Source organism: Dyadobacter sp. CY351 (genome assembly GCF_021502625.1).
Lineage (GTDB): Bacteria > Bacteroidota > Bacteroidia > Cytophagales > Spirosomataceae > Dyadobacter > Dyadobacter chenhuakuii.
Window position 1 is genome coordinate 470,953 of sequence record NZ_JAKFFU010000002.1, and the last position, 20,509, is coordinate 491,461.

General features: G+C 46.4%; 10 protein-coding genes. All 10 read left to right on the plus strand.

Annotated elements, in window-relative coordinates:
- Nucleotides 1–37 precede the first annotated feature (37 nt).
- The 10 genes from queG to L0660_RS04100 all read left to right on the plus strand — a co-directional run bounded on the left by queG (nucleotide 38) and on the right by L0660_RS04100 (nucleotide 20,442).
- On the plus strand, nucleotides 38–985 hold the full coding sequence (gene queG, locus L0660_RS04055; RefSeq protein WP_233795679.1) for a tRNA epoxyqueuosine(34) reductase QueG: 948 nt from the start codon (nucleotides 38–40) through the stop codon (nucleotides 983–985).
- A gap of 103 nt (nucleotides 986–1,088) precedes the next feature.
- Nucleotides 1,089–1,502: a DUF1761 domain-containing protein gene (locus L0660_RS04060; protein WP_233795680.1), complete on the plus strand. Its 414-nt coding sequence runs from the start codon at nucleotides 1,089–1,091 to the stop codon at nucleotides 1,500–1,502.
- Nucleotides 1,503–1,883: 381 nt separating this feature from the next.
- Nucleotides 1,884–4,946: a SusC/RagA family TonB-linked outer membrane protein gene (locus L0660_RS04065; protein ID WP_235158279.1), complete on the plus strand. Its 3,063-nt coding sequence runs from the start codon at nucleotides 1,884–1,886 to the stop codon at nucleotides 4,944–4,946.
- 26 nt (nucleotides 4,947–4,972) lie between these two features.
- The gene (locus L0660_RS04070; RefSeq protein WP_235158280.1) at nucleotides 4,973–6,544 is read left to right on the plus strand and encodes a SusD/RagB family nutrient-binding outer membrane lipoprotein; all 1,572 of its coding nucleotides are present in this window, start codon (nucleotides 4,973–4,975) and stop codon (nucleotides 6,542–6,544) included.
- 105 nt (nucleotides 6,545–6,649) lie between these two features.
- Nucleotides 6,650–9,961, plus strand: coding sequence for a VCBS repeat-containing protein (locus L0660_RS04075; protein WP_235158281.1), 3,312 nt, complete (start codon nucleotides 6,650–6,652; stop codon nucleotides 9,959–9,961).
- Between the two features lie 239 nt (nucleotides 9,962–10,200).
- On the plus strand, nucleotides 10,201–13,305 hold the full coding sequence (locus tag L0660_RS04080) for a SusC/RagA family TonB-linked outer membrane protein (RefSeq protein ID WP_235158282.1): 3,105 nt from the start codon (nucleotides 10,201–10,203) through the stop codon (nucleotides 13,303–13,305).
- Nucleotides 13,306–13,313: 8 nt separating this feature from the next.
- Entirely contained in the window at nucleotides 13,314–14,918 is a 1,605-nt protein-coding gene (locus L0660_RS04085; RefSeq protein WP_235158283.1) for a SusD/RagB family nutrient-binding outer membrane lipoprotein, read from the plus strand.
- A gap of 142 nt (nucleotides 14,919–15,060) precedes the next feature.
- Nucleotides 15,061–18,375 (plus strand): VCBS repeat-containing protein, encoded by a 3,315-nt coding sequence (locus L0660_RS04090; RefSeq protein ID WP_235158284.1) that lies wholly within the window; start codon nucleotides 15,061–15,063, stop codon nucleotides 18,373–18,375.
- Nucleotides 18,372–19,691 (plus strand): vanadium-dependent haloperoxidase, encoded by a 1,320-nt coding sequence (locus tag L0660_RS04095; protein WP_310589622.1) that lies wholly within the window; start codon nucleotides 18,372–18,374, stop codon nucleotides 19,689–19,691. Before L0660_RS04090 ends, L0660_RS04095 begins: the two co-directional genes overlap by 4 nt.
- A gap of 79 nt (nucleotides 19,692–19,770) precedes the next feature.
- Complete coding sequence (locus tag L0660_RS04100; RefSeq protein ID WP_235158285.1) at nucleotides 19,771–20,442, plus strand: outer membrane beta-barrel protein; 672 nt, start codon at nucleotides 19,771–19,773, stop codon at nucleotides 20,440–20,442.
- The last annotated feature ends 67 nt before the right edge of the window (nucleotides 20,443–20,509 follow it).

A 20,509-nucleotide genomic window follows, 5' to 3' on the forward strand; every position in this document is an offset into this window, starting at 1 on the left:
AAGATGGCATTTTACAATCAATTCGTAACTTTGCAGCATGACGGCAGAAGATCTTGTAAGGCAGCAGAGGAGTCAGTTTATCAAAGCCAAAGCATTGGAAAATGGCTTTGATTTCTGCGGCATTTCTAAAGCAGATTTTCTGGAAAAAGAAGCGCCGCGCCTGGAAAACTGGTTAAATAAGAACCATCATGGCGCAATGGGCTATATGGCCAATCATTTCGATAAGCGCCTCGATCCCCGCAAACTCGTCGACGGCGCCAAAAGTGTCATCTCCGTTCTCCTCAATTACTATCCCGAAAACAAGCTGCCGGAAGGTCCGGAAGATCTCAAAATCTCCAAATATGCTTACGGGACAGATTATCATTTTGTATTAAAAGAAAAACTGGGCGCACTTTTGCAATCCATCCAGGAAGAGATCGGGGAGGTGAGCGGGAGGATATTTGTGGATTCCGCTCCGGTAATGGATAAAGTGTGGGCTGCAAAAAGCGGATTAGGCTGGGTAGGGAAGCATTCTAACCTGCTGAACCGGGATATGGGCAGTTTTTTCTTTATCGGGGAAATTATCTGTGACCTTGACCTGGCGTATGACGGCGCCGTTCAGGATTATTGCGGAACGTGTACAAGATGCCTCGATGCTTGTCCGACGGATGCAATCACCGAGCCATTTGTTGTTGACGGCAGCAAATGCATCAGTTATTATACGATTGAATTAAAAGAGGCCATTCCGCAGGAAGCGCAGGGTAAGTTTGATAACTGGATGTTCGGCTGCGACATCTGCCAGGATGTGTGCCCATGGAACCGTTTTTCTAAGCCGCACACTACCAAAGAATTCACTTTGCCTGAAAGTCTGGCAGGTTTCACAAACAACGATTGGCAGGAAATTACAGAAGAGGTTTTTCGCGAACTCTTCCGCCGTTCACCCATCAAACGCACAAAATTCGATGGTTTGAAGCGTAATATAGAATTTGTCATATCATCTAAATAAAAAGCACAACTAATTCCGAAACACCCTATATTTGAAATCGGGGGAGCTGCCCGGAGTTCCTGCCCGGGGGGTGACCCCATGACTGAATAAAAGACTCAAACAAATGAGAAAACAATCTGTCAATCTTTGGGCCGTGCTTGTATGTGTGGTGTTAGGTCAAATTATACCGGCTTTGTGGTATGCCGCTTTTTCGGACCGGTGGATGGCTTTGAACGGCTTTACCGCGGAGCAGATCAAAGGGAATACGAGTCCCATTCCTTATCTCGTTAGCATCGTTTCATCTTCTTTTGTGGCTTATACGATGGCATGGGTTTTCACCAAGATTCCTGTTAAATCCTTGCCCTCAGGTTTGTTTACCGGCTTGCTTTTCGGCGTGGTTTTTGTGCTTTTTGAAATCATTGTTAAAGATATGTTCTCCATGCGGCCGCTTGCGCTGTCGCTGATCGATGGCGGCGTGCGTGTGCTCGTGTACGCAATTACGGGTTCCATTCTCGGTGCCTGGCGGAAGTACGATTAATTCTTCCTGTCAACAGCCTAATCCTTCTTGCAATAATACTAGTTCCGATGTACACCATCGGAGCGGGCAATGCTATACGATCATTGCAAACGCTGCTTTCCTTCCCGTCCATCTGATCCATAAATTCGGGATTTGACAAATTTCCAAAAACCGCCTCTGCTGCGTTGTGTTTCGAGCACGCAAAAAAAACGCAGCAATATTAATAAATGTTAATCCGACAAATAATATTTCTTATTAGGCTGATATAGTCACTTTTATCACTTAGGATATGGAAAATGGCCGAATATTAGTTTAGTGCAATTAAATTTTGCCAAATAAATTGTTTGTGTTCTTTATTAATTATACATTTCATAAAAAATCAATAAACCCAAAGCTCAACCTATGAAAAGAGGTCTACAATACCTGCTGCTCACATTGCTCGTGGCGGCATTCTTTGTTTCACCATCCTATGCCCAGAACCGGCAAATAACCGGTAAGGTGAGTGATGAGAACGGCGCGGGGTTGCCCGGCGCCAATGTGCTGATAAAAGGGACTACGCGCGGGACCACTTCCGATGCCGACGGTGGTTTTTCTATCGGAGTTTCCGCCGGAGAATCCACCCTGATCATATCTTCCGTTGGCTACATGCTAAAAGAAGTAAGCATTACGCCTACAATGACAACATTGCAGATTAGTCTGGAACCGGACGTGAAAAATCTGGGTGAAGTGGTGGTAACTGCCCTTGGTATCGAAAGAAGCGCCAAGTCACTTACCTATGCAACGCAGCAAATCAGCGGGAAGCAGCTCACAGACGTCCGTGATGCCAACTTTGTTAATACACTATCAGGTAAAGTGGCTGGTATTGTAGTCACACAGGGTTCAAGCGGCCCGGGTTCTGCAACTCGTGTAGTGCTTCGCGGTAACCGTTCTATCAGTGGGAATAACAATGCATTGTTTGTGGTAGACGGTGTGCCTATTGATAACACGGTACAGGGCCAGGTTGGCAATGACTTTGGCGGAACAAACGGCAGTGACGGTGCGTCCAACATTAACCCGGACGATATCGAATCGATGAACGTATTGAAAGGCGCAGCTGCATCGGCACTTTACGGTAGCCGTGCTGCCAATGGTGTGGTAATGATCACTACTAAAAAAGGTAAAGCGGGTGCTGTGACTGCGAACATCAATTCAGGCGTTGTGGTTGAAAATCCTTTTCTTCTACCGGAGTTCCAAAATACCTATGGACAAGGCGCTGGTGGCGCTACTTCTACCGCTTATGGTAGCTGGGGCCCTGCTACAACCACTTTTCCTGATAATGTGAAGAATTTCTTCCGTACAGGTGTGTCCACCAATAACTCTTTCGGTATATCTGCCGGAACTGACAAAGTTCAGACTTATACCTCTTATGCTTACAATGCTGTACAGGGTATTATTCCAAATAACAGCTTGCAGCGCCACACATTCAATGTGCGCATCGGTACTCAGCTGACGAAACGTTTTTCAACAGATGCTAAAATCACTTATGTAAATCAGGATATTAAAAACAAGCCTAAATCGGGTGAGGAAAGTGGTCTTGTGATGAACGTATATAAGGTTCCGAGAAGTGTTGATCTGGACACTTACAAGACCTATGAGAATGAAGCAGGAGAGCCTGTTTACTGGACTTCCTCTTCCATCTACATGAATCCTTACTGGACCATGAACAAAACTTCGGACGACGAAAAACGTAACCGGATCACTGCGCTTGGTTCTGCAAAATACAATCTGACAGACTGGCTTAATGTTCAAGGCCGCATCAGCTACGACCGTTACGATGACCGTGTAAACAGAAGCTGGGCTAACCGTACATTGCTTTTCGCCGGCCCCGGTGGATCATACCAGGATTTCTCCGTTGCGATTCTTGAAAAAAACCTTGACGTAATCGTTTCAGGTAATAACAAAATCGGCGAGAACTTTGCCTTGACCTACAACTTCGGAGCGGGACAAACCTACAAGCGTTATTCACAAGTAGGTGCCAATGCAAATGGTTTGCTGGTTCCTAACAAGTTTGACCTTTCTTTTGCAGCAAGCTTGTCGCAGATTGCCAACTTTAACGAGAAAGAGCTGCATTACGTGTTCGGAACTGCTTCATTCTCATACAAGGATTTCTTCACAGTGGATGCAGCTGCAAGAAATGACTGGTCGTCTACATTGCCAAAGCCCTACTCCTTCTTCTATCCGTCATTCGGTGCTAACCTGATCCTTACCGAGGCATTCCAATTGCCGAATTTCATCAGTTTTGCTAAAATCCGCGGGTCGTGGGCGCAGGTGGGTAATGATACTGATCCTTATCTGTTGTCGCAAACGTATACATTCACCCAGGGCGGCACAGGAGGTTATGTTTATCGTGACCCAACTCAGCCTGCTACTAACCTGAAACCGGAGATTTCGTCTTCCACGGAATTCGGACTTGACCTTCGTATGTTCGGCGGTAAGCTTGGGCTTGACCTTACTTACTACAACTCAAATACCGTAAACCAATTACTTTCACTTTCACTGGCACCCGCTTCCGGGTTCTCTCAGCAGTTTATTAATGCAGGAAAGATCAATAATAAAGGATTTGAGCTTTCTGTTACCGCTAAGGCTGCGAAAACTGACAATTTCAGCTGGGACGTAACGTTGAATCTGGCCAGAAACAAAAACACAATTGTAAGACTTGATCCTAATGTAAAACGTGCATTCCTGGGCGGCGGATTTGGCCGGACAGCAACGCCGATCGTAGAGGAAGGCGGTTCTTACGGTGATATGATCGCGCAGCGCTGGATGAGAGATGATCAGGGAAGATTTGTAGTAACGACACCGGATTCGGCGGGCAACAATGGTGGAAAGCCTGTGGTAAGCAAGGAATTTGAGCACATCGGAAATTTCAACCCTAAGTTCACTGCAGGTTTGAACAACTCGTTCTCGTACAAACGCTTCACAGCGAGCTTCCTGATCGACGGCCGTTTTGGTGGCGTGATGACTTCCGGAACAGCTGCCAACCTTGCATTTGACGGAACAGGCGACTTCACTACGGATCACCGCGAAGGTGGCTGGGTGCTACCGGGTGTAACTTCAACCGGAGAGGCTAACACGACACCGATCAATGCGGAAACGTTCTGGACAACAGTATCAGGCGGACGTTATTCATGGGGTGAGTTCTTTACTTACTCAGCGACTAATGTTCGTTTAAGAGAGCTGAGCGTCGGTTACGACATTCCCACGGGACAAGGTTTCTTCATTAAGTCAGCAAGATTGTCTTTCATCGCACGTAACCTGTTCTTTATTTACAGAGGTTCGTCAACGCTTGACATTCCTGGCGAGAAAAAACGCAAGCTGCCATTTGACCCGGATGTGAATTTGGGTGCAGGTAACTTTCAGGGTATTGAGTATGGAAACCTTCCTTCTACAAGGACAGTTGGATTGAATCTTAAACTAGGATTTTAGTAAAAACCACTTCTTTCGATAAAAAAATGAGCATTTTAAATAAATATAGAAAATTTGCCTTAGCGGGTATGGTACTCGGCTCAGCGGGTCTTATGCAGGCTTGTACCGGTGATTTCGAGGAGATGAACACGAGCAAGACCAAGCTCACCACGCTTACAGCTGCCGAGTTGCCGTTCCTCTTTTCCCGCGCTCAGCAGCAGGCATCGTACCAGAGCGGAACTTACCAGGTTGCGCAAAATCTTTTCGCTGACCTTTTCGCTCAGTATTTTGCGACTTCGGTTGCATACTTTCCCACGGACCGCTTTTTTATGCGTGACGACTGGTTGGTCAATCACTGGAACCCGATTTACACGCAGGTTGTGCCTCAGTTAAAAACAATTTTAGAACAAACTGAAGCGAACACCGCCGAAAACGCGCTGGCCAATGTAATGTGGGTTTATGCATTTCACAGGTTAACGGATTACTATGGTCCTGTTCCGTATTCTGATGCAGGTATTCCGGCCATCAGCGTAAAATATGATTCTCAGGAATCCATCTATCGCGACTTTTTTGTTCGTCTGGATGCAGCTAACACCGTTTTGAAGGCTAATGCAGCTGCAAAGCCTTATGGTACTTTTGATTTGATCTATGCAGGTGATGTTAACAAATGGATCAAGTTTACCAACACATTACGTCTGCGTCTGGCATTGCGTATTTCAAAAGTGGATCCTGCCGAAGCTAAAAAACAGGCTGAGGCTGCTGTTGCAGCTGGTGTGATGACAGAAGTTGCTGACGATGCCTACATGGTTAAAAAACTTGTCGGTGATGATGGAAATGGATTAGCGCGTATCGCGGTATGGAATGAGTTCCGCATGAGTGCTTCTATGGAGTCTGTATTAAAGGGTTATTCGGATCCGCGGATCGGGATTTACTATCAGCCGGCAACAAATACCAAAACGTACGATGGTTTGCGTAACGGACTTACTCCTACACAATTGGGTCTGCCTAAGAATTCAAGTGATGACAACTCAAATGTTGGAACGCGCTGGGTAACCGGATCGGGAGCTGCGTGGAATACCAACTTTGAAACACCACAGGATATCATGCATACAGCCGAAGCATATTTCCTGCGTGCAGAAGGTGCCTTGAACGGTTGGAACATGGGTGGTACTGCAAAGGATTTGTATGAAAAAGGGATCACAGCATCGATGGCCCAATGGGGTCTGACAGGGGCGGCGGTGACTACATACATTAACAGTTCAGCAAAACCTGTTGCTCCCGGCGATCAGCAGAACTCACCTGCATTGTCTGACGTATCCATCAAATGGGAGGAAGGCGCGACAGACGCGCAGAAACGCGAAAAGATTGGTACGCAGAAATGGCTTGCATTATATCCTGACGGTATGGAAGCCTGGGCGGAATACAGAAGAACACGTCTTCCTAAGCTTTATCCGGTAGTAAACTCTGATAATGCAGCTGTGCCTGCAGGAAAAGTTTTAAGGCGGATCCCATTCATTCTTTCAGAAAAAGAAACAAACGGAGCAGCCGTTGACGAAGCTGTCAAATTATTGGGCGGACCTGACAACGCTGCAACGCCATTATGGTGGGATAAAAACTAATCCGACAAATGTGTTAATATGAAGCAAAGAGGCGGGCGATATGCCTGCCTCTTTGTTATAGAAAAGTAATCCTTTCTTTTGTAATCCAATCAGTATGAATTATTAATGAAAAATAGCTGCGCCTTCCTCTTTCTGATATTGCTGATGGCCTCATGCCAATCAAGAGACACGCTATTCACTTTACTTAAATCAGGTGAAACGGGGATCGACTTTAATAATTTTATTGACGAGGACTCTACCAATAATGTGCTCGAATATGGTTATTTCTACAATGGCGGCGGCGTTGCAGCGGCGGATTTCAATAACGATGGCCTCGTTGATCTGTACTTTACCGGAAACATGGTAGCCAATAAATTATATCTTAATAAGGGAGATTTTGAGTTTGACGATATTTCCGAAAAGTCAGGAACAGCCCTGAACGAGGGCTGGAAAACGGGAGTTTCGGTTGTGGACATTAACGACGACGGATGGATCGACATCTTTGTATCACGCGCCGGCGCGCAGGATCCGCGGCTAAGGAGCAAGTTGCTTTACATTAATAATGGTAAAACTGCCGACGGCATTCCAACATTTACCGAAAAGGCAGCTGAGTATGGGCTGGACGACAAATCTTACACAACCCAAACAGTATTTTTTGACTACGACCGCGATGGCGACACAGATTGTTTTTTGTTAAATCACTCTGTTCAGAAATACGCAGGTTTTAGTAATCTTCTTGCCAGTTACCGTGCGCAGCGCAACGATGCATATGGCAATAAACTGCTCCGCAACGACGGTGGCAGGTTTAGCAATGTAACGGATTCGTCCGGCATTATTTCAAATGTTCTGAGCTTTGGATTGGGGGTGAATGTGTCTGATTTTGACAATGACGGCTGGCAGGATATATACATTTCCAATGATTACAATGAGAACGACTATTTGTATCTCAATCAAAAAAACGGAACATTCAAGGAGGTGATCAGGGAGGCAACGGGTCATGTTTCACTTTATTCGATGGGGACCGATGCGGCCGATCTGAACAACGACGGCCTTACTGACCTGCTCACACTCGACATGCTGCCTGCATCCAACGAACGCATTAAGCTGACGTCAGGCGATGACAATTACGATAAATATCAGCAGCTGCTCAATGCTGGCTTCCATGACCAGACCATGCGTAACATGCTCCAAATCAACAACGGCGTGAACACGAACGGCGTGCCCGTTTTCAGCGAAATAGGCCAGTTAGCAGGCGTTTCGAACACCGATTGGAGCTGGGCGGCGCTTATGGGCGATTTTGATAATGATGGCTGGAAGGACATTTTCGTGTCCAATGGCTATGCCCGCGATTATACCAATATGGAGTTTCTGAAATACTCAACAGATGTGCAGGTGAAGGCAGTGCAAGGCGGAAAGACGCCCACACAAATGGAAATTATTGCTGAAATGCCTCCTATTGACGAACCAGACTATATTTTCCAGAACCAGAAAGGATTGACATTCACCAAAAAAATCAAGGAATGGGGTTTTGAAAAGGCAAATCAATCCAACGGCGCAATCTACGCGGACCTGGATAATGACGGTGACCTGGACATTGTCACAAATAATGTGAACCAACCGGCATTTGTTTATAAAAACAATGCAGAAACCAAGCTCAAAGCCAACTATCTCAAAGTAAAACTGGAATCGCCCAGGTACGCATTCCTGGCCGGGACAAAACTGACGCTCTATTCCGATTCACTCACACAAACACAACATTTCATGCCCGTCCGCGGATTCCAGTCTGCGCAATGGGATCAGGTACATTTTGGTTTAGGAAATGAAAGCAGGGTCGATTCGCTGGTTATAGCCTGGGCAGACGGCAGTAGGCAGACATTGAAAAATCCGGCAGCGAACAAGTCCTTAATTGTGAAGTATAGCGATGCTAAAAAGCTTCCCGAGGCGCCAGTTGTCAGACCATTCACTTACTGGGAGCCAGTTGACGGAGTTGACTTCACACACATGGAGGATGCAAGAAATGATTTCCGGATACAGACTTTGCTGCCGAATATGCTCAGTTACCAGGGCCCGAAAATCGCTCAAAAGGATATTAACGGCGACGGAACAGACGATTTGTACATTGGCGGCGCAAGAGGGCAGGGCGGAACTTTGTTCATCAGTAAAAATGGAAAATTCGTCCAGTCGCCACAGCCTGAATTTGCAGGCAGGGAAGGATATGAGGATGCCGAAGCGGTATTTTTGGACGCCGACCGGGATGGAGACCAGGATTTGTTGGTTGTGAGTGCAGGGTTTGAACTTAATCGGGAAGACAGAATGGCTATGCCACGATTGTATACCAATGTAAACGGCACATTTGTAAGGACTTACTTCCCAAACCTGGCAGGCAATGCCGGGACGATAGCCGTTTCGGATATCGATCTTGATGGCGATCTGGATGTTTTCGTGGGCGTCCGCGTTACGCCCGGAAGGTTTCCTGAAAGTGCAGGTGGTTTCCTGTATACGAACAATGGAAAAGGCTATTTCACAGATCAAACAGAGCTTCTGGCGCCTCAGCTTGCGAGAGCGGGTATGGTAACCGATGCTGTTTTTGAAGATCTGAACAAAGATGGCTATCCCGAGCTGATCCTCACCGCCGACTGGAAACCGATCCAGGTTTTCAGCAACAAAGCCGGCCGGTTAACTGACGCCAGCACAATGTACGGAACCGCTGGTACAAACGGTTGCTGGAATGTCATCAAGCCAGCGGACCTCGATAATGACGGCGACATGGATTTTGTGGTTGGCAATATGGGGACAAACTGGCAATGGAACCTTACTTCCCCGGACAGCCTGTCTTTATATGCGGCTGATTACGATAATTTGCAACGGATTGTGCCGGTCATCACCGTCACGCAGGACGGGAGGGAAGCGCCTTATGCGAGCCGGGATGAATTATTGGATCAGATCCCGTCGCTGAAAAAGAAATACACCGACTATGTTTCCTACTCCAAAGCCAGCCTCTCGGACATGCTGCCAGCAGAAAAATTGAAAAATGCACAAAAGCTGACGGCTAAGATCTATAAGAGCGGCATTCTCGAAAACAAAAACGGAAAGCTGGTTTTCCATCCCCTGCCCATTGAAGCACAGTTTTCTCCTGTTTATGCCATTTCACTTTTTGATATGAATGCGGATGGCAAGTCGGACATTATCCTGGGTGGTAACCTCAAACAAACGCGTGTCCGGATCGGGAAAAGCGACGCCAGTTACATTCAGGTTTTTCTTAACAAAGGCAATCTTTCTTTTCAATATCTTCCCCAATCCCAGAGCGGATTTTTCACAACCGGCGAAGTCCGTGACCTGGCGCTTGTCTCGTCCGGGCAGGAAACCCGGCTACTGGCAGCTTTGAATAATGCGAAGCTGGTTACTTATCAACTCCGCAAGCCAGCCTCAAAAAAATAATCGGTTTTGCTTCCCAACCCAGAATACTTACGGGCACCTGCACTTATGACAAAAGAGTTATTAAAATGTATCATTTCAACATTAACTTAACATTAAAAAAATAAAAATCTATTAATGCTTTCTTAAAATTATTTAATTAGCTTAGAACTTAGGATATTTGCCGAATGATGAGACCGAGCGTTTAATCTTCGGCCGATACATGTTTTAACCTAATTTTAGTCTATTAATTTATCCTAACTATGAAAGAAAAGCTATTAAAAAGTTGTTCAGGGGGATTTATTCCACTTGTCGTTTTTTTACTTTTTGCTTCATTATCTGTCTTCGCACAAGGAAGAACGGTAACGGGCAAGGTGACTGACGAGAAAGATGGGGGGCTTCCCGGAGCATCTGTGACGGTAAAGGGTTCCACGAGGGGAACGAATTCGGATGCAGAAGGAAACTTCTCGATTTCGGGCGTGCAGGATACGGACGTGTTGGTTTTTAGCTCCATTGGTTTTTTGAAGCAAGAGATCAGCATCGGTAACAAATCCGTAGTGGATGTGAAAATGACACCTGACGTGGCGAACCTGGAAGAAGTGGTTGTGACGGCTTTGGGTATTTCCAAAGAAGCCAGAAAACTAGGTTATTCAGTAACAACGATCGGTGGCGAAGTGATGACGAGGGCTCGTGAAACCAACGTAGCCAACTCACTGGCAGGACGTGTGGCCGGTTTGAACGTAAAAGGAACAAGCGGCGGCCCCGGTGGAACAGCTAAAATCCTGATGCGCGGTATGCCAAGTATGAACTCGGGTGGTTCACCATTGATCGTCATCAACGGCGTTCCGATGGATAACACGCAGCGTGGAAGTGCAGGAGAATGGGGTGGTGCTGACGGCGGAGACGGAATTGGTAACCTTAACCCGGACGATATCGAGTCAATGACCGTTCTGAAAGGTCAGGCTGCATCGGCTTTGTTTGGTGCTCGCGCGTCCAACGGCGTTATTTTGGTTAAAACAAAAGCAGGGAAAAAAGGTGATTTCTCCGTGGATTATAATTTGAACTATTCCATGGATGAGCCCCGCAACATGACTGATTTTCAATATGAATTCGGTCAGGGAGATGCCGGTATGAAACCAACTACTGCTGTGGCAGCGCAGCAAACTGCACGCCAGGCATGGGGTGCAAGACTGGATGGCTCACAAGCGATCCAGTTTGATGGTAAAAACTATGCTTACTCTGCTCAGAAAGACAATATCAAGAATTTCTATCGCATGGGTTCCAACTTCACAAACAGTGTTGCAGTAACCAAAGGCGGCGATAACGGATCATTCCGTTTATCACTTGCAAATCTTGATACGAAATCAATCATTGAAAACAGCGGATTGGGCAGAAAAACGATCAACCTTACAGCTGATCAGAACATTACCAAGAGGCTGAGCATTAATGTAATGGCCAATTACATTGACGAAAAAATCAAAGGCAAGCCTGTTTTGAGCGACGGTCCGATGAATGCCAACAACGGTATTTTCCTGGCACCAAACATTGATCAGCGTATTCTTGCGCCGGGCTTCAATCCTGAAACTGGAAAAGAGATCGTTTTCAGTGATGACGAATATGTTACAAACCCATATTTTGTTGTTAACCAGTTTGTTAATGACGTAAAACGGAAACGTTTGATCTCTGCTGTTGCAGTGAAATATCAGTTCGCTGACTGGATCTATGCACAGGGAAGAGTTGGTTATGACAATGCGAATGACCGTATTTTCAAAGTAACTCCTTGGGGAACAGGTTTTTCTCAGAATGGTAAAGGTGCACTGGATGAGCTTTCCAATGCACAGCGTACAGAAATCAACGTAGATGGATTGTTGGGCGTTACCAAAAGCTTCGGCGAAGATTTCACCGTAGACGCGATCCTGGGTGCTAACCTTCGTAAAAATCAGTACGAGAAAGTGCAGATCGGCGGTGGCCCGTTTGTTCTTCCTTATTTGTACAGCTGGAACAACGTGGTGAATTTCAACAGGAACTATGAAGTTCAGAACAGCGAAGTTCAGTCGGCTTATTACAGTGTTGATCTTGGATACAAAGGCATCCTGAATTTGAGCACAACCGGCCGGTATGACTCTTACTCAACGCTGCCAAACAGCGCAAGAAGCATTTTCACACCTTCTGTAACTGGTTCATTCATTTTTACGGATCTTCTGAACTCATCTGCACTTAGCTTCGGTAAGGTTCGCGCTTCTTACGCCCGTACGAGCGGAGAGCCTGCAACGCCTTATGGAACAGCTATTTACTATGGTGTAGGAAACTCCTTCAATGGCGTTCCTACAGGTAATTTCAGCGATGAGCTTCCAAACTTATTCCTGAAACCATTTACCAAAAGCGAAGTTGAAGTAGGGCTTGAAATGAAATTCTTCGGAAGCCGTCTTGGATTGGATGTTTCTTACTACGATCAGAAAACGAAAAACGAAATCATGCCTGCAACATACAGCAGCGCAACAGGTTACGTAAGAGGTGTGGTAGGAACAGGTTCAGTTCAAAACAGAGGTCTGGAAGTAATGTTGACAGGCTCGCCTGTAAGAACTTCGAAATTCGAATGGAATGTATCTTTCAACCTGACATCAGTTAAAAACAAAATCCTGAGCACAGACCAGGACAACCTGGATATTAACCTGGGTTCCAACCGTGCAACATTGGGTAATGCAGTAACGGCGTTCGTAGTAGGAGAGGCTGGTCCGCAGATCCGTGCATATGATTACAAGTATCACGCAAATGGCCAGATCATTGTAGATGCTTCGGGTTTGCCTGTTCGCGATGACAAGTTGACGAGCTTCGGATCGGTGTTGCCAACATTGTATGGCGGACTTAACAACGACATCCGGTTGGGCGACTTCAATTTTGGTGTTTTGGTTGATTACAACTATGGCAACAAAATCCTTTCTGCAACAGAAAACTACACTTACAGAAACGGTTTGAACAAAGCGACACTGGTAGGCCGCGAAGGCGGTGTGACAACAGGCGTTACGGAAACAGGTGCACCTAACACGGTTACTGCCACTGCAAAAGCTTATTACACAGCCCTTGCAAACAATGTGACGGGAATAAGCGTTGTAGATGGTGACTTTATCAAACTTCGCCAGCTTACATTAGGTTACAACCTGCCTGCGAAAATGGTAGAAAAATGGCCATTGATCCGTGCCGTGAACATTTCCCTGGTTGGTCGGAATTTGCTGTATTTCTCAAGAGAAACCAAAAACATCGATCCGGAAGCTACTTTCGGTGCTAACCTGAGATACGCGGGTATTGAAGGAACCAGTTTACCTGCAACGCGCAATTATGGTGTGAACGTAAACTTCAAGTTTAAATGAAAATCGACATGAAAAAGAGTATTATAAGTATGATCATTCTGGCAGGGCTGCTTCCTTTGTCCTGTACAGATAGCTTTGACGAGCTGAACACCGACCCGACAAAAGCAACCGGCGAATCCTTTGATGCCAACCTGCTGCTGCCATCAGTTCAGTATAATTATGTGAATGCCACGGCAGGTTATAATGGCGGGATCCTGTTCCAGAGCATGTGGGTGCAGGTTCTTGCGTCAACAACTTCCGGTGCAGCCAACTATTATTCCAACGGCGACAAATACGGGATTTCGAGCAACACCAACTCCTACCTGTCAAGCACATGGAACACGGGTTTCCGTGCAGCCAGCCTTGCCTATGAAATGGAGCAGCTTTCGAAAGACAAGCCTGCCCTCGTGAACTTGATGAACATTGCGATCATTATGCAGGTGCAGAGCATTGCAACAATCTCCGACACTTACGGAGATGTGCCTTACACGGAGGCTTTGCAAGCAAAAACCGGCATTACATTGCCAGCATATGACACGCAGGAAGCGGTTTACAAATCATTGCTGACCAGATTGGAGACAGCTTTGGGTGCTTTGAATGCAGATGCAGCTATTCCAACCAACGATTCTTTCGAGGGTTATGAAGGAAGCATTGTTAAATGGAAAAAGTATGGTTACTCGCTCATGTTGAAACTGGCGATGCGTTTGACAAAGGCAGATCCGGCAACAGCGAAGACTTATGCAGAGAAAGCAGCCGCCGGTGGCACGTTCGCAAGCGTTGCGGATGATGCCTATATCATTATGGACGAAGCCAATGGCTATAACAATGGTAACGGAGCAGCATTGTCTACACCAGCTGACATTTATCAGGTAAGATGGAGCAAGACAATGATTGATTATCTGAAAGCCACAAATGATCCGCGTTTAGGCAGGATTGCAGAAGTTCCTGCGGCTGGGTTGACGGCTAATCAGGCACTGACTTCCTCTGGCAGCAGCGCTCCCGAAGTTCAGTTGGGCCTTCCAAATGGTTATGACCTGAATGGCGGCGCAACCGATATCTCTAAAAGCGCAGGTTATCCTGGCGGCACCGGAGCGGGCGCAAACGTAACGCCAATCGGCCGTTATTCCCGTCCTACTTCCATTTATCGGACCAGAAGTGCACCGCTTTTCGTGCTTACTTATGCTGAAACAGAATTGTTGCTGGCAGAGGCTGTAACAAGAGGTTATGCAGTGGGCGGAACGGCAGCAGCGCATTATAAAAATGGCGTATCTGCCGGTATCCAGTCGCTTGGCAAATATGGCGAAGGTGCTGTGATCACGGCTGCGGTAGCTGATGCTTACGCAACGGCTCACCCGCTTGTGCCTGCTAATGCTTTGAAGCAGATCAATGAGCAGATATGGGCTACAACCGGTATTTTGTTCAACTTTACAGAATCATGGAACAACTGGAAGCGTTCCGGTTTCCCTGAATTGAAACCTGTAAATTATGTAGGTAACTTCTCAGGAGGAGCAATTCCAAGAAGACAGCCTTACCCAACTACGGAGGCTGCTCAGAACGGAGCTAATTATAGCGAAGCAGTAGGCAGACTTTCCAGTGGAGACAACTGGGTTTCACGCATCTGGTGGGATAAGTAATAAATAAAATTAAAGCGGTAAGAAATGTAAATTTTCTTACCGCTTTCAAAAAATTGATTGCACTAAGTTTTAACTTCAACCTTTCGTTGAAGTTTTTTATTTTACGACATAGCTTCCTCTTTCAAACAGTCACAATAGATTAATGCATACAAAAAGGCTCCATCGTTACCTGATTTTTGCATTGTTTCTGACTCTTCATTTTGCTGCGGTCAGAGCGCAGCAGCCTTTGTTCCAGTTGCTTCCTGCCAAACAAACCGGCATCAACTGCATCAACACCATTACCGAGGATGAAGGCCAGAATGTGATGTCGTACGAATATTTTTACAACGGCAGCGGGGTGGCAGTCGGCGACATTAACAACGATGGTTTCGAAGACCTTTTCTTTACCTCAAACATGGGGCCGAACAAGCTTTACCTCAATCTGGGCGCGACGAAAGGGCAGGCTTTAAAATTCAAAGACATTACCAATGCAGCAGGAAAAGGTTTGGAAGGCCGTAAAGATGGCTGGAAAACGGGCGTTACCATGGCCGATGTGAACGGCGACGGCCTGCTGGACATTTACATTTGCTACTCAGGGAAAGTGGCCGATGAAAAACGAAAAAATCAGCTCTTCATCAATCAGGGAAATCTTAAATTCCTCGAACAGGCCGCTCAATATGGCCTGGATAATATCAGTTACAGCACACAAGCAGCATTTTTTGACTACGACAACGACGGTGACCTGGATATGATGCTCTTGAACCATAGCGTCAAGAAAATCGACAATATGGAGCTTGCGAAGGCCAAGCAGGAAACGGACATGCTCGCAGGGAATAAGTTATTTGAAAATCAGAAAAATCAATTCAAAGAAGTTACGCAAAAAGCTGGCATTCATCAGTATCCGCTCACATTCGGACTGGGTATGGCCATTGCAGACGTGAACCAGGACGGCTGGCAGGATATTTACGTCACCAACGATTACAACGAGTCGGATTATTTATATATCAACAATCAGGACGGAACATTCTCGGATGTTACCCAGCAGTATTTCAGGCATTTAGCTCAGTTCTCGATGGGGGTTGACATTGCTGATTTCAACAATGACGGCTTGCCTGACGTGATGTCGCTGGATATGCTTCCGGAAGACAATCAGCGTCAGAAATTATTGCAGTTACAGGAAAATTACGAAGCTTTTGAGCTTATGATGAACCAGAAGCTGCACAAGCAGTATATGCGAAACATGTTGCAGCTCAACAATGGCGACGGCACATTCAGCGAGATAGCCCAGTTCTCCGGCGTTTCCAATACGGACTGGAGCTGGAGCCCGCTGCTGGCGGATTTTGACAATGACGGTTACAAGGATCTTTTCGTTTCCAATGGCTATTTAAGGGATTATACCAATAAAGATTTTCTCAAATACTGGGGTGATTACAAGGTCAGAAGGGCCGTAGACAAGGAGCCTTTCTTGCTGATGGACCTGATCCGGGCGATGCCTTCGACCAAGCTGGCCAACTATATTTTTAAGAATAATAAGGATCTAACATTCAGTAAAATGCAGGAGTCATGGGGACTTGCGCAGCCTGCGGTTTCCAGCGGTGCGGTTTATGCGGATCTGGACAATGATGGCGACCTGGACCTGGTTGTGAACAACATTAATGATCCGGCATTTGTATACCAGAATATGCAGCAGGAGCAAGCCGGCAACGCCTGGTTTCAAGTTAAGCTCACAGACAATGCTGCCAACAAAAATGCGATAGGAGCAAAAGTTTACATTTACACAAAAGGCACACAGCAATATCAGGAAGTAAATCCCAACCGGGGTTATCTGTCGTGCACACCCACCCGGCTGCATTTTGGATTAGGAGAAACAACCACCATTGATTCCGTGAAAGTGATCTGGCCTGGCGGAGCTGTTGAGTTATTACAAAACGTAAAAACGAACCAATTACTGGTTATCGAGAAGGCGGGCAACGCCAATGCAAAGCCATTAGCGGCTAAAACCAATGCGCCTGTTTTCCAAAAACAAAACAGCAGCATCGCATATCAGCACGAAGGTTTTAACGAAAATGATTTCAAGCGTCAGCCATTAATGTTGTCCATGTATTCCCAAACGGGCCCGATTGTCGCGAAGGGGGATGTGAATAAGGATGGTTTGGAAGATATTTTTGTAAGTGGCGATCAGAATAAGCAGGCGAAAATCTGGTTGCAGCAAAAAGACGGAACATTCAGCGAAATGCCTGATTTTGCCGTTGGCGACGAGAATATTTCCGCAGCTACTTCCGCCATCTTCTTTGATGCGAACGGCGATGGTTTTGATGATCTGTATGTGGCCAAAGGCGGCTATTCCATGTTTGAGCCGAACACGATTTCCTTACAGGATGAAATGTATCTCAACGACGGGAAAGGCAAGCTCAACCTGTCGGTTTTATCACTGCCCAACCTCAAATCCAGCAGTAAATCCTGCGTTCGCGCATTTGATTTTGATAAAGATGGCGATCAGGACCTTTTCGTCGGGGGCCGCATCATTCCGGGCCGCTATCCCGAAACGCCGGTTTCCTACTTGCTGATCAATGACGGAAAGGGCAATTACAAAGTCAAAGATTCGCCGTTTTTCAAAATAGGCATGGTTACCGACGCGCAATGGGCAGATCTGGACGCGGACGGAAATGTTGAGCTCATTATTTGCGGAGAAATGATGCCGATAAAAGTCTTTTCTTTCAGTAATAATGATTTCACAGACAATACATTAAAGTTCTTCAAACGGGAGGAATCCGGGTTCTGGTCATCGCTTTTCATCGGCGATCTCGATCAGGATGGTAAGCTGGACATTGTGGCTGGCAATATGGGCCTTAACACGCAGATCAAAGCATCCGAAAAGGAACCGGCAGAACTTTATTACGCAGATTTTGACAAAAACGGCTCCATTGATCCCTTTTTCAGTTTTTATGTTCAGGGTAAATCCTATCCCTTCGTAAGCCGCGATGAACTGAATGATCAGATTTATCCCATGCGTAAGAAATTTCCTTACTATAAAGATTATGCAAATGCTTCCATCACCAATGTATTTTCGAATGAGGAACTTAGCAATGCAACCAGGCTGGAAGCAACGGAAATGCGTTCTGTGTGCTTTTTGAATAAGAACGGAACATTTGAAAAACAACCTTTGCCCGTCCAGGCGCAGTTTGCACCCGTAACCATGATCGCATCCGGTGATTATAACCAGGATGGGAAGACAGACCTGCTTTTAATGGGGAACAAGACCGATAACCGGCTAAAAATCGGTAGTATGGATGCAAATTACGGCTGTCTGCTGGCAGGGGACGGCAAAGGTGGTTTCGCTTACATTCCACAGCCGCTTTCGGGTTTATCGGTGACGGGCGATGTGAAATCCTGCATTCAAATTGACATTAATAAAGCGCCTTGTCTGGTTGTAGGTGCATTTAATGAGTCATTACAATTTTACAAAAGAACAAAGTGATCCGGGTATTTTTCATATTGGCATTACTGGTGAGCCAGGCCGCAGTGGCACAAAAGACAAAAGCTGAACTGCGGACACATTTGCAGCCTGCCGTTTTTTCGGTCACAATGGTGATGATCCATGATGTGGTTAACCCGCCTGCGGCGAGCCGTTTTTACACCTATTGCCTCATGGGCGCTTATGACATTGTAGCGCAGCACAACAAGCAGATCGTGCCGCCCACCAAATTCATCCCTGGCATTAAACCCGCGAGCATTACGGCCGAACCCGGCTATAATTACCAGATCGCCGCGCTTTACTGCATTCTCGAAACAGGCAGGCTTATTCTTCCATCGGGTTATATGCTGGAAGAGGACCAGAAAAAGCTCATTATAGGGTTGCTCCGGCAGGGACATGCTCAAAAAACCATTGATCAGGCAATTGCCGTTGCCCAGGAAGTAGCCAAACAAACCGTTGCCTACGCCAACACAGATGGTTATTTGAAATTAAGCACCAGGCTGCGTTACCGTCCGAAAAAAGGCGAGGCATACTGGTATCCGACGCCCCCGGGATATATGGAAGGCATCGAGCCGCACTGGAAAACCATCCGCACGATGATGATCGACTCGTGCAATCAGTTTTTGCCAAAGCCGCCGGTTGCGTTCAGTAAGGATAGCACCAGTGAATTTTACCGTCTTTCGAAAGAAGTGTATGACGTAGGTCGTAACATGACCGAAAAAGAGCGTTTCATTGCTTCCTATTGGGATTGTAACCCGTTCGCGATCAACACCTCAGGTCACATGTCCATTGGTTTTAAAAAAATAAGCCCGGGCGGCCACTGGATGAATATTACGAGCATTGCCACTACAAAAGCAGGTCTGGATCTGGATAAAGGCATTATGGTGCATGCATTGACGGCGGCGACGCTGCTGGATTCTTTCATCAGCTGCTGGGACGAAAAATACCGGAGCAGCCGCGTCCGCCCCGAAACCGTGATCACCCGCTACATCGACCAGAAGTGGCAACCGCTGCTGCAAACGCCGCCTTTTCCCGAATACACAAGCGGCCACAGCGTAATTTCCACAGCCGTAGCGGAAACATTAACCTATCTTTTGGGTGATAATTTTTCTTTCCGGGACGATACCGAAGTAATTTTTGACCTCCCCACACGTGATTTCAGATCATTCAGGCAAGCTGCTGAGGAAGCGGCCATTTCCAGGTTGTACGGCGGCATACATTTCCGCGATGCGATTGAAAACGGCCAGAGCCAGGGCAAAGCAATTGGCGATTTTATTGTGGATAAATTAAAAGCAAACGGCATAAAACCCGCCATTTGACAAATATCAGAATCCCAACCTCCCGAGTTTCCTGCTAAATCAGTAGTTTTGGGAACTGTGTTTCAGGTCTACTCACGTAATGAAGAACATAACAATCATTTTGCTGCTGCTCATTTGCCTACCCTGTATGCCTCTCCGTGCGCAGGAAACGGTGAAAAATGAGGTAGAGACAGCGGACAGCAAATGGAAGTTTGGTGTCAATGGCGGTTATGGACAACGCGTTTTCCGATCCCGGCCCATTTTCGACAACGACCGGAAGCGTTACGTGAAAGATTTCAAATCCGGTATTTCCTACGGCGGCGAAGTGGCCTACTTTCCGTGGAAAAAAGTAGGTTTTGGTGTTAAATACGACCGTTACCAAAGCAAAGCCAGCCAAGGCAATGTCATGACAGAAGATGTTGCAATCCAGTTTCTGGGCGGTGAAGTCATTCATAAGGCGATCATGAAAAACCCCAAAAATGTCATCTTAACCTCATTATTACTTGGTTACCAGCCATATCGCAACCATACCCAGGTTGGAGACAATGCATTTACATTCAATGGCAAAACAATGGGCTGGGGCGTGAGTGTAGGGGCGGAGCATCGTTTCAGCCGGAAATTTGTGCTCAACCTCACCGGTTCTGCCATGATGGGCGCAGTGTTCCGTCTGCAGCGCAAGACGGACATTAATACAGAGACACTTCATTTGTCAAAAGACGACAGCGTGGACCTTTCCAGGTTCTCTGTTTCACTGGGATTCAGCTTTTTTTAAAGTTGTATGAAAAAGTAAGGGAAAAATTGGATGAAACAGTCTTCATTAGAAAGACAGTAGTTTCTTC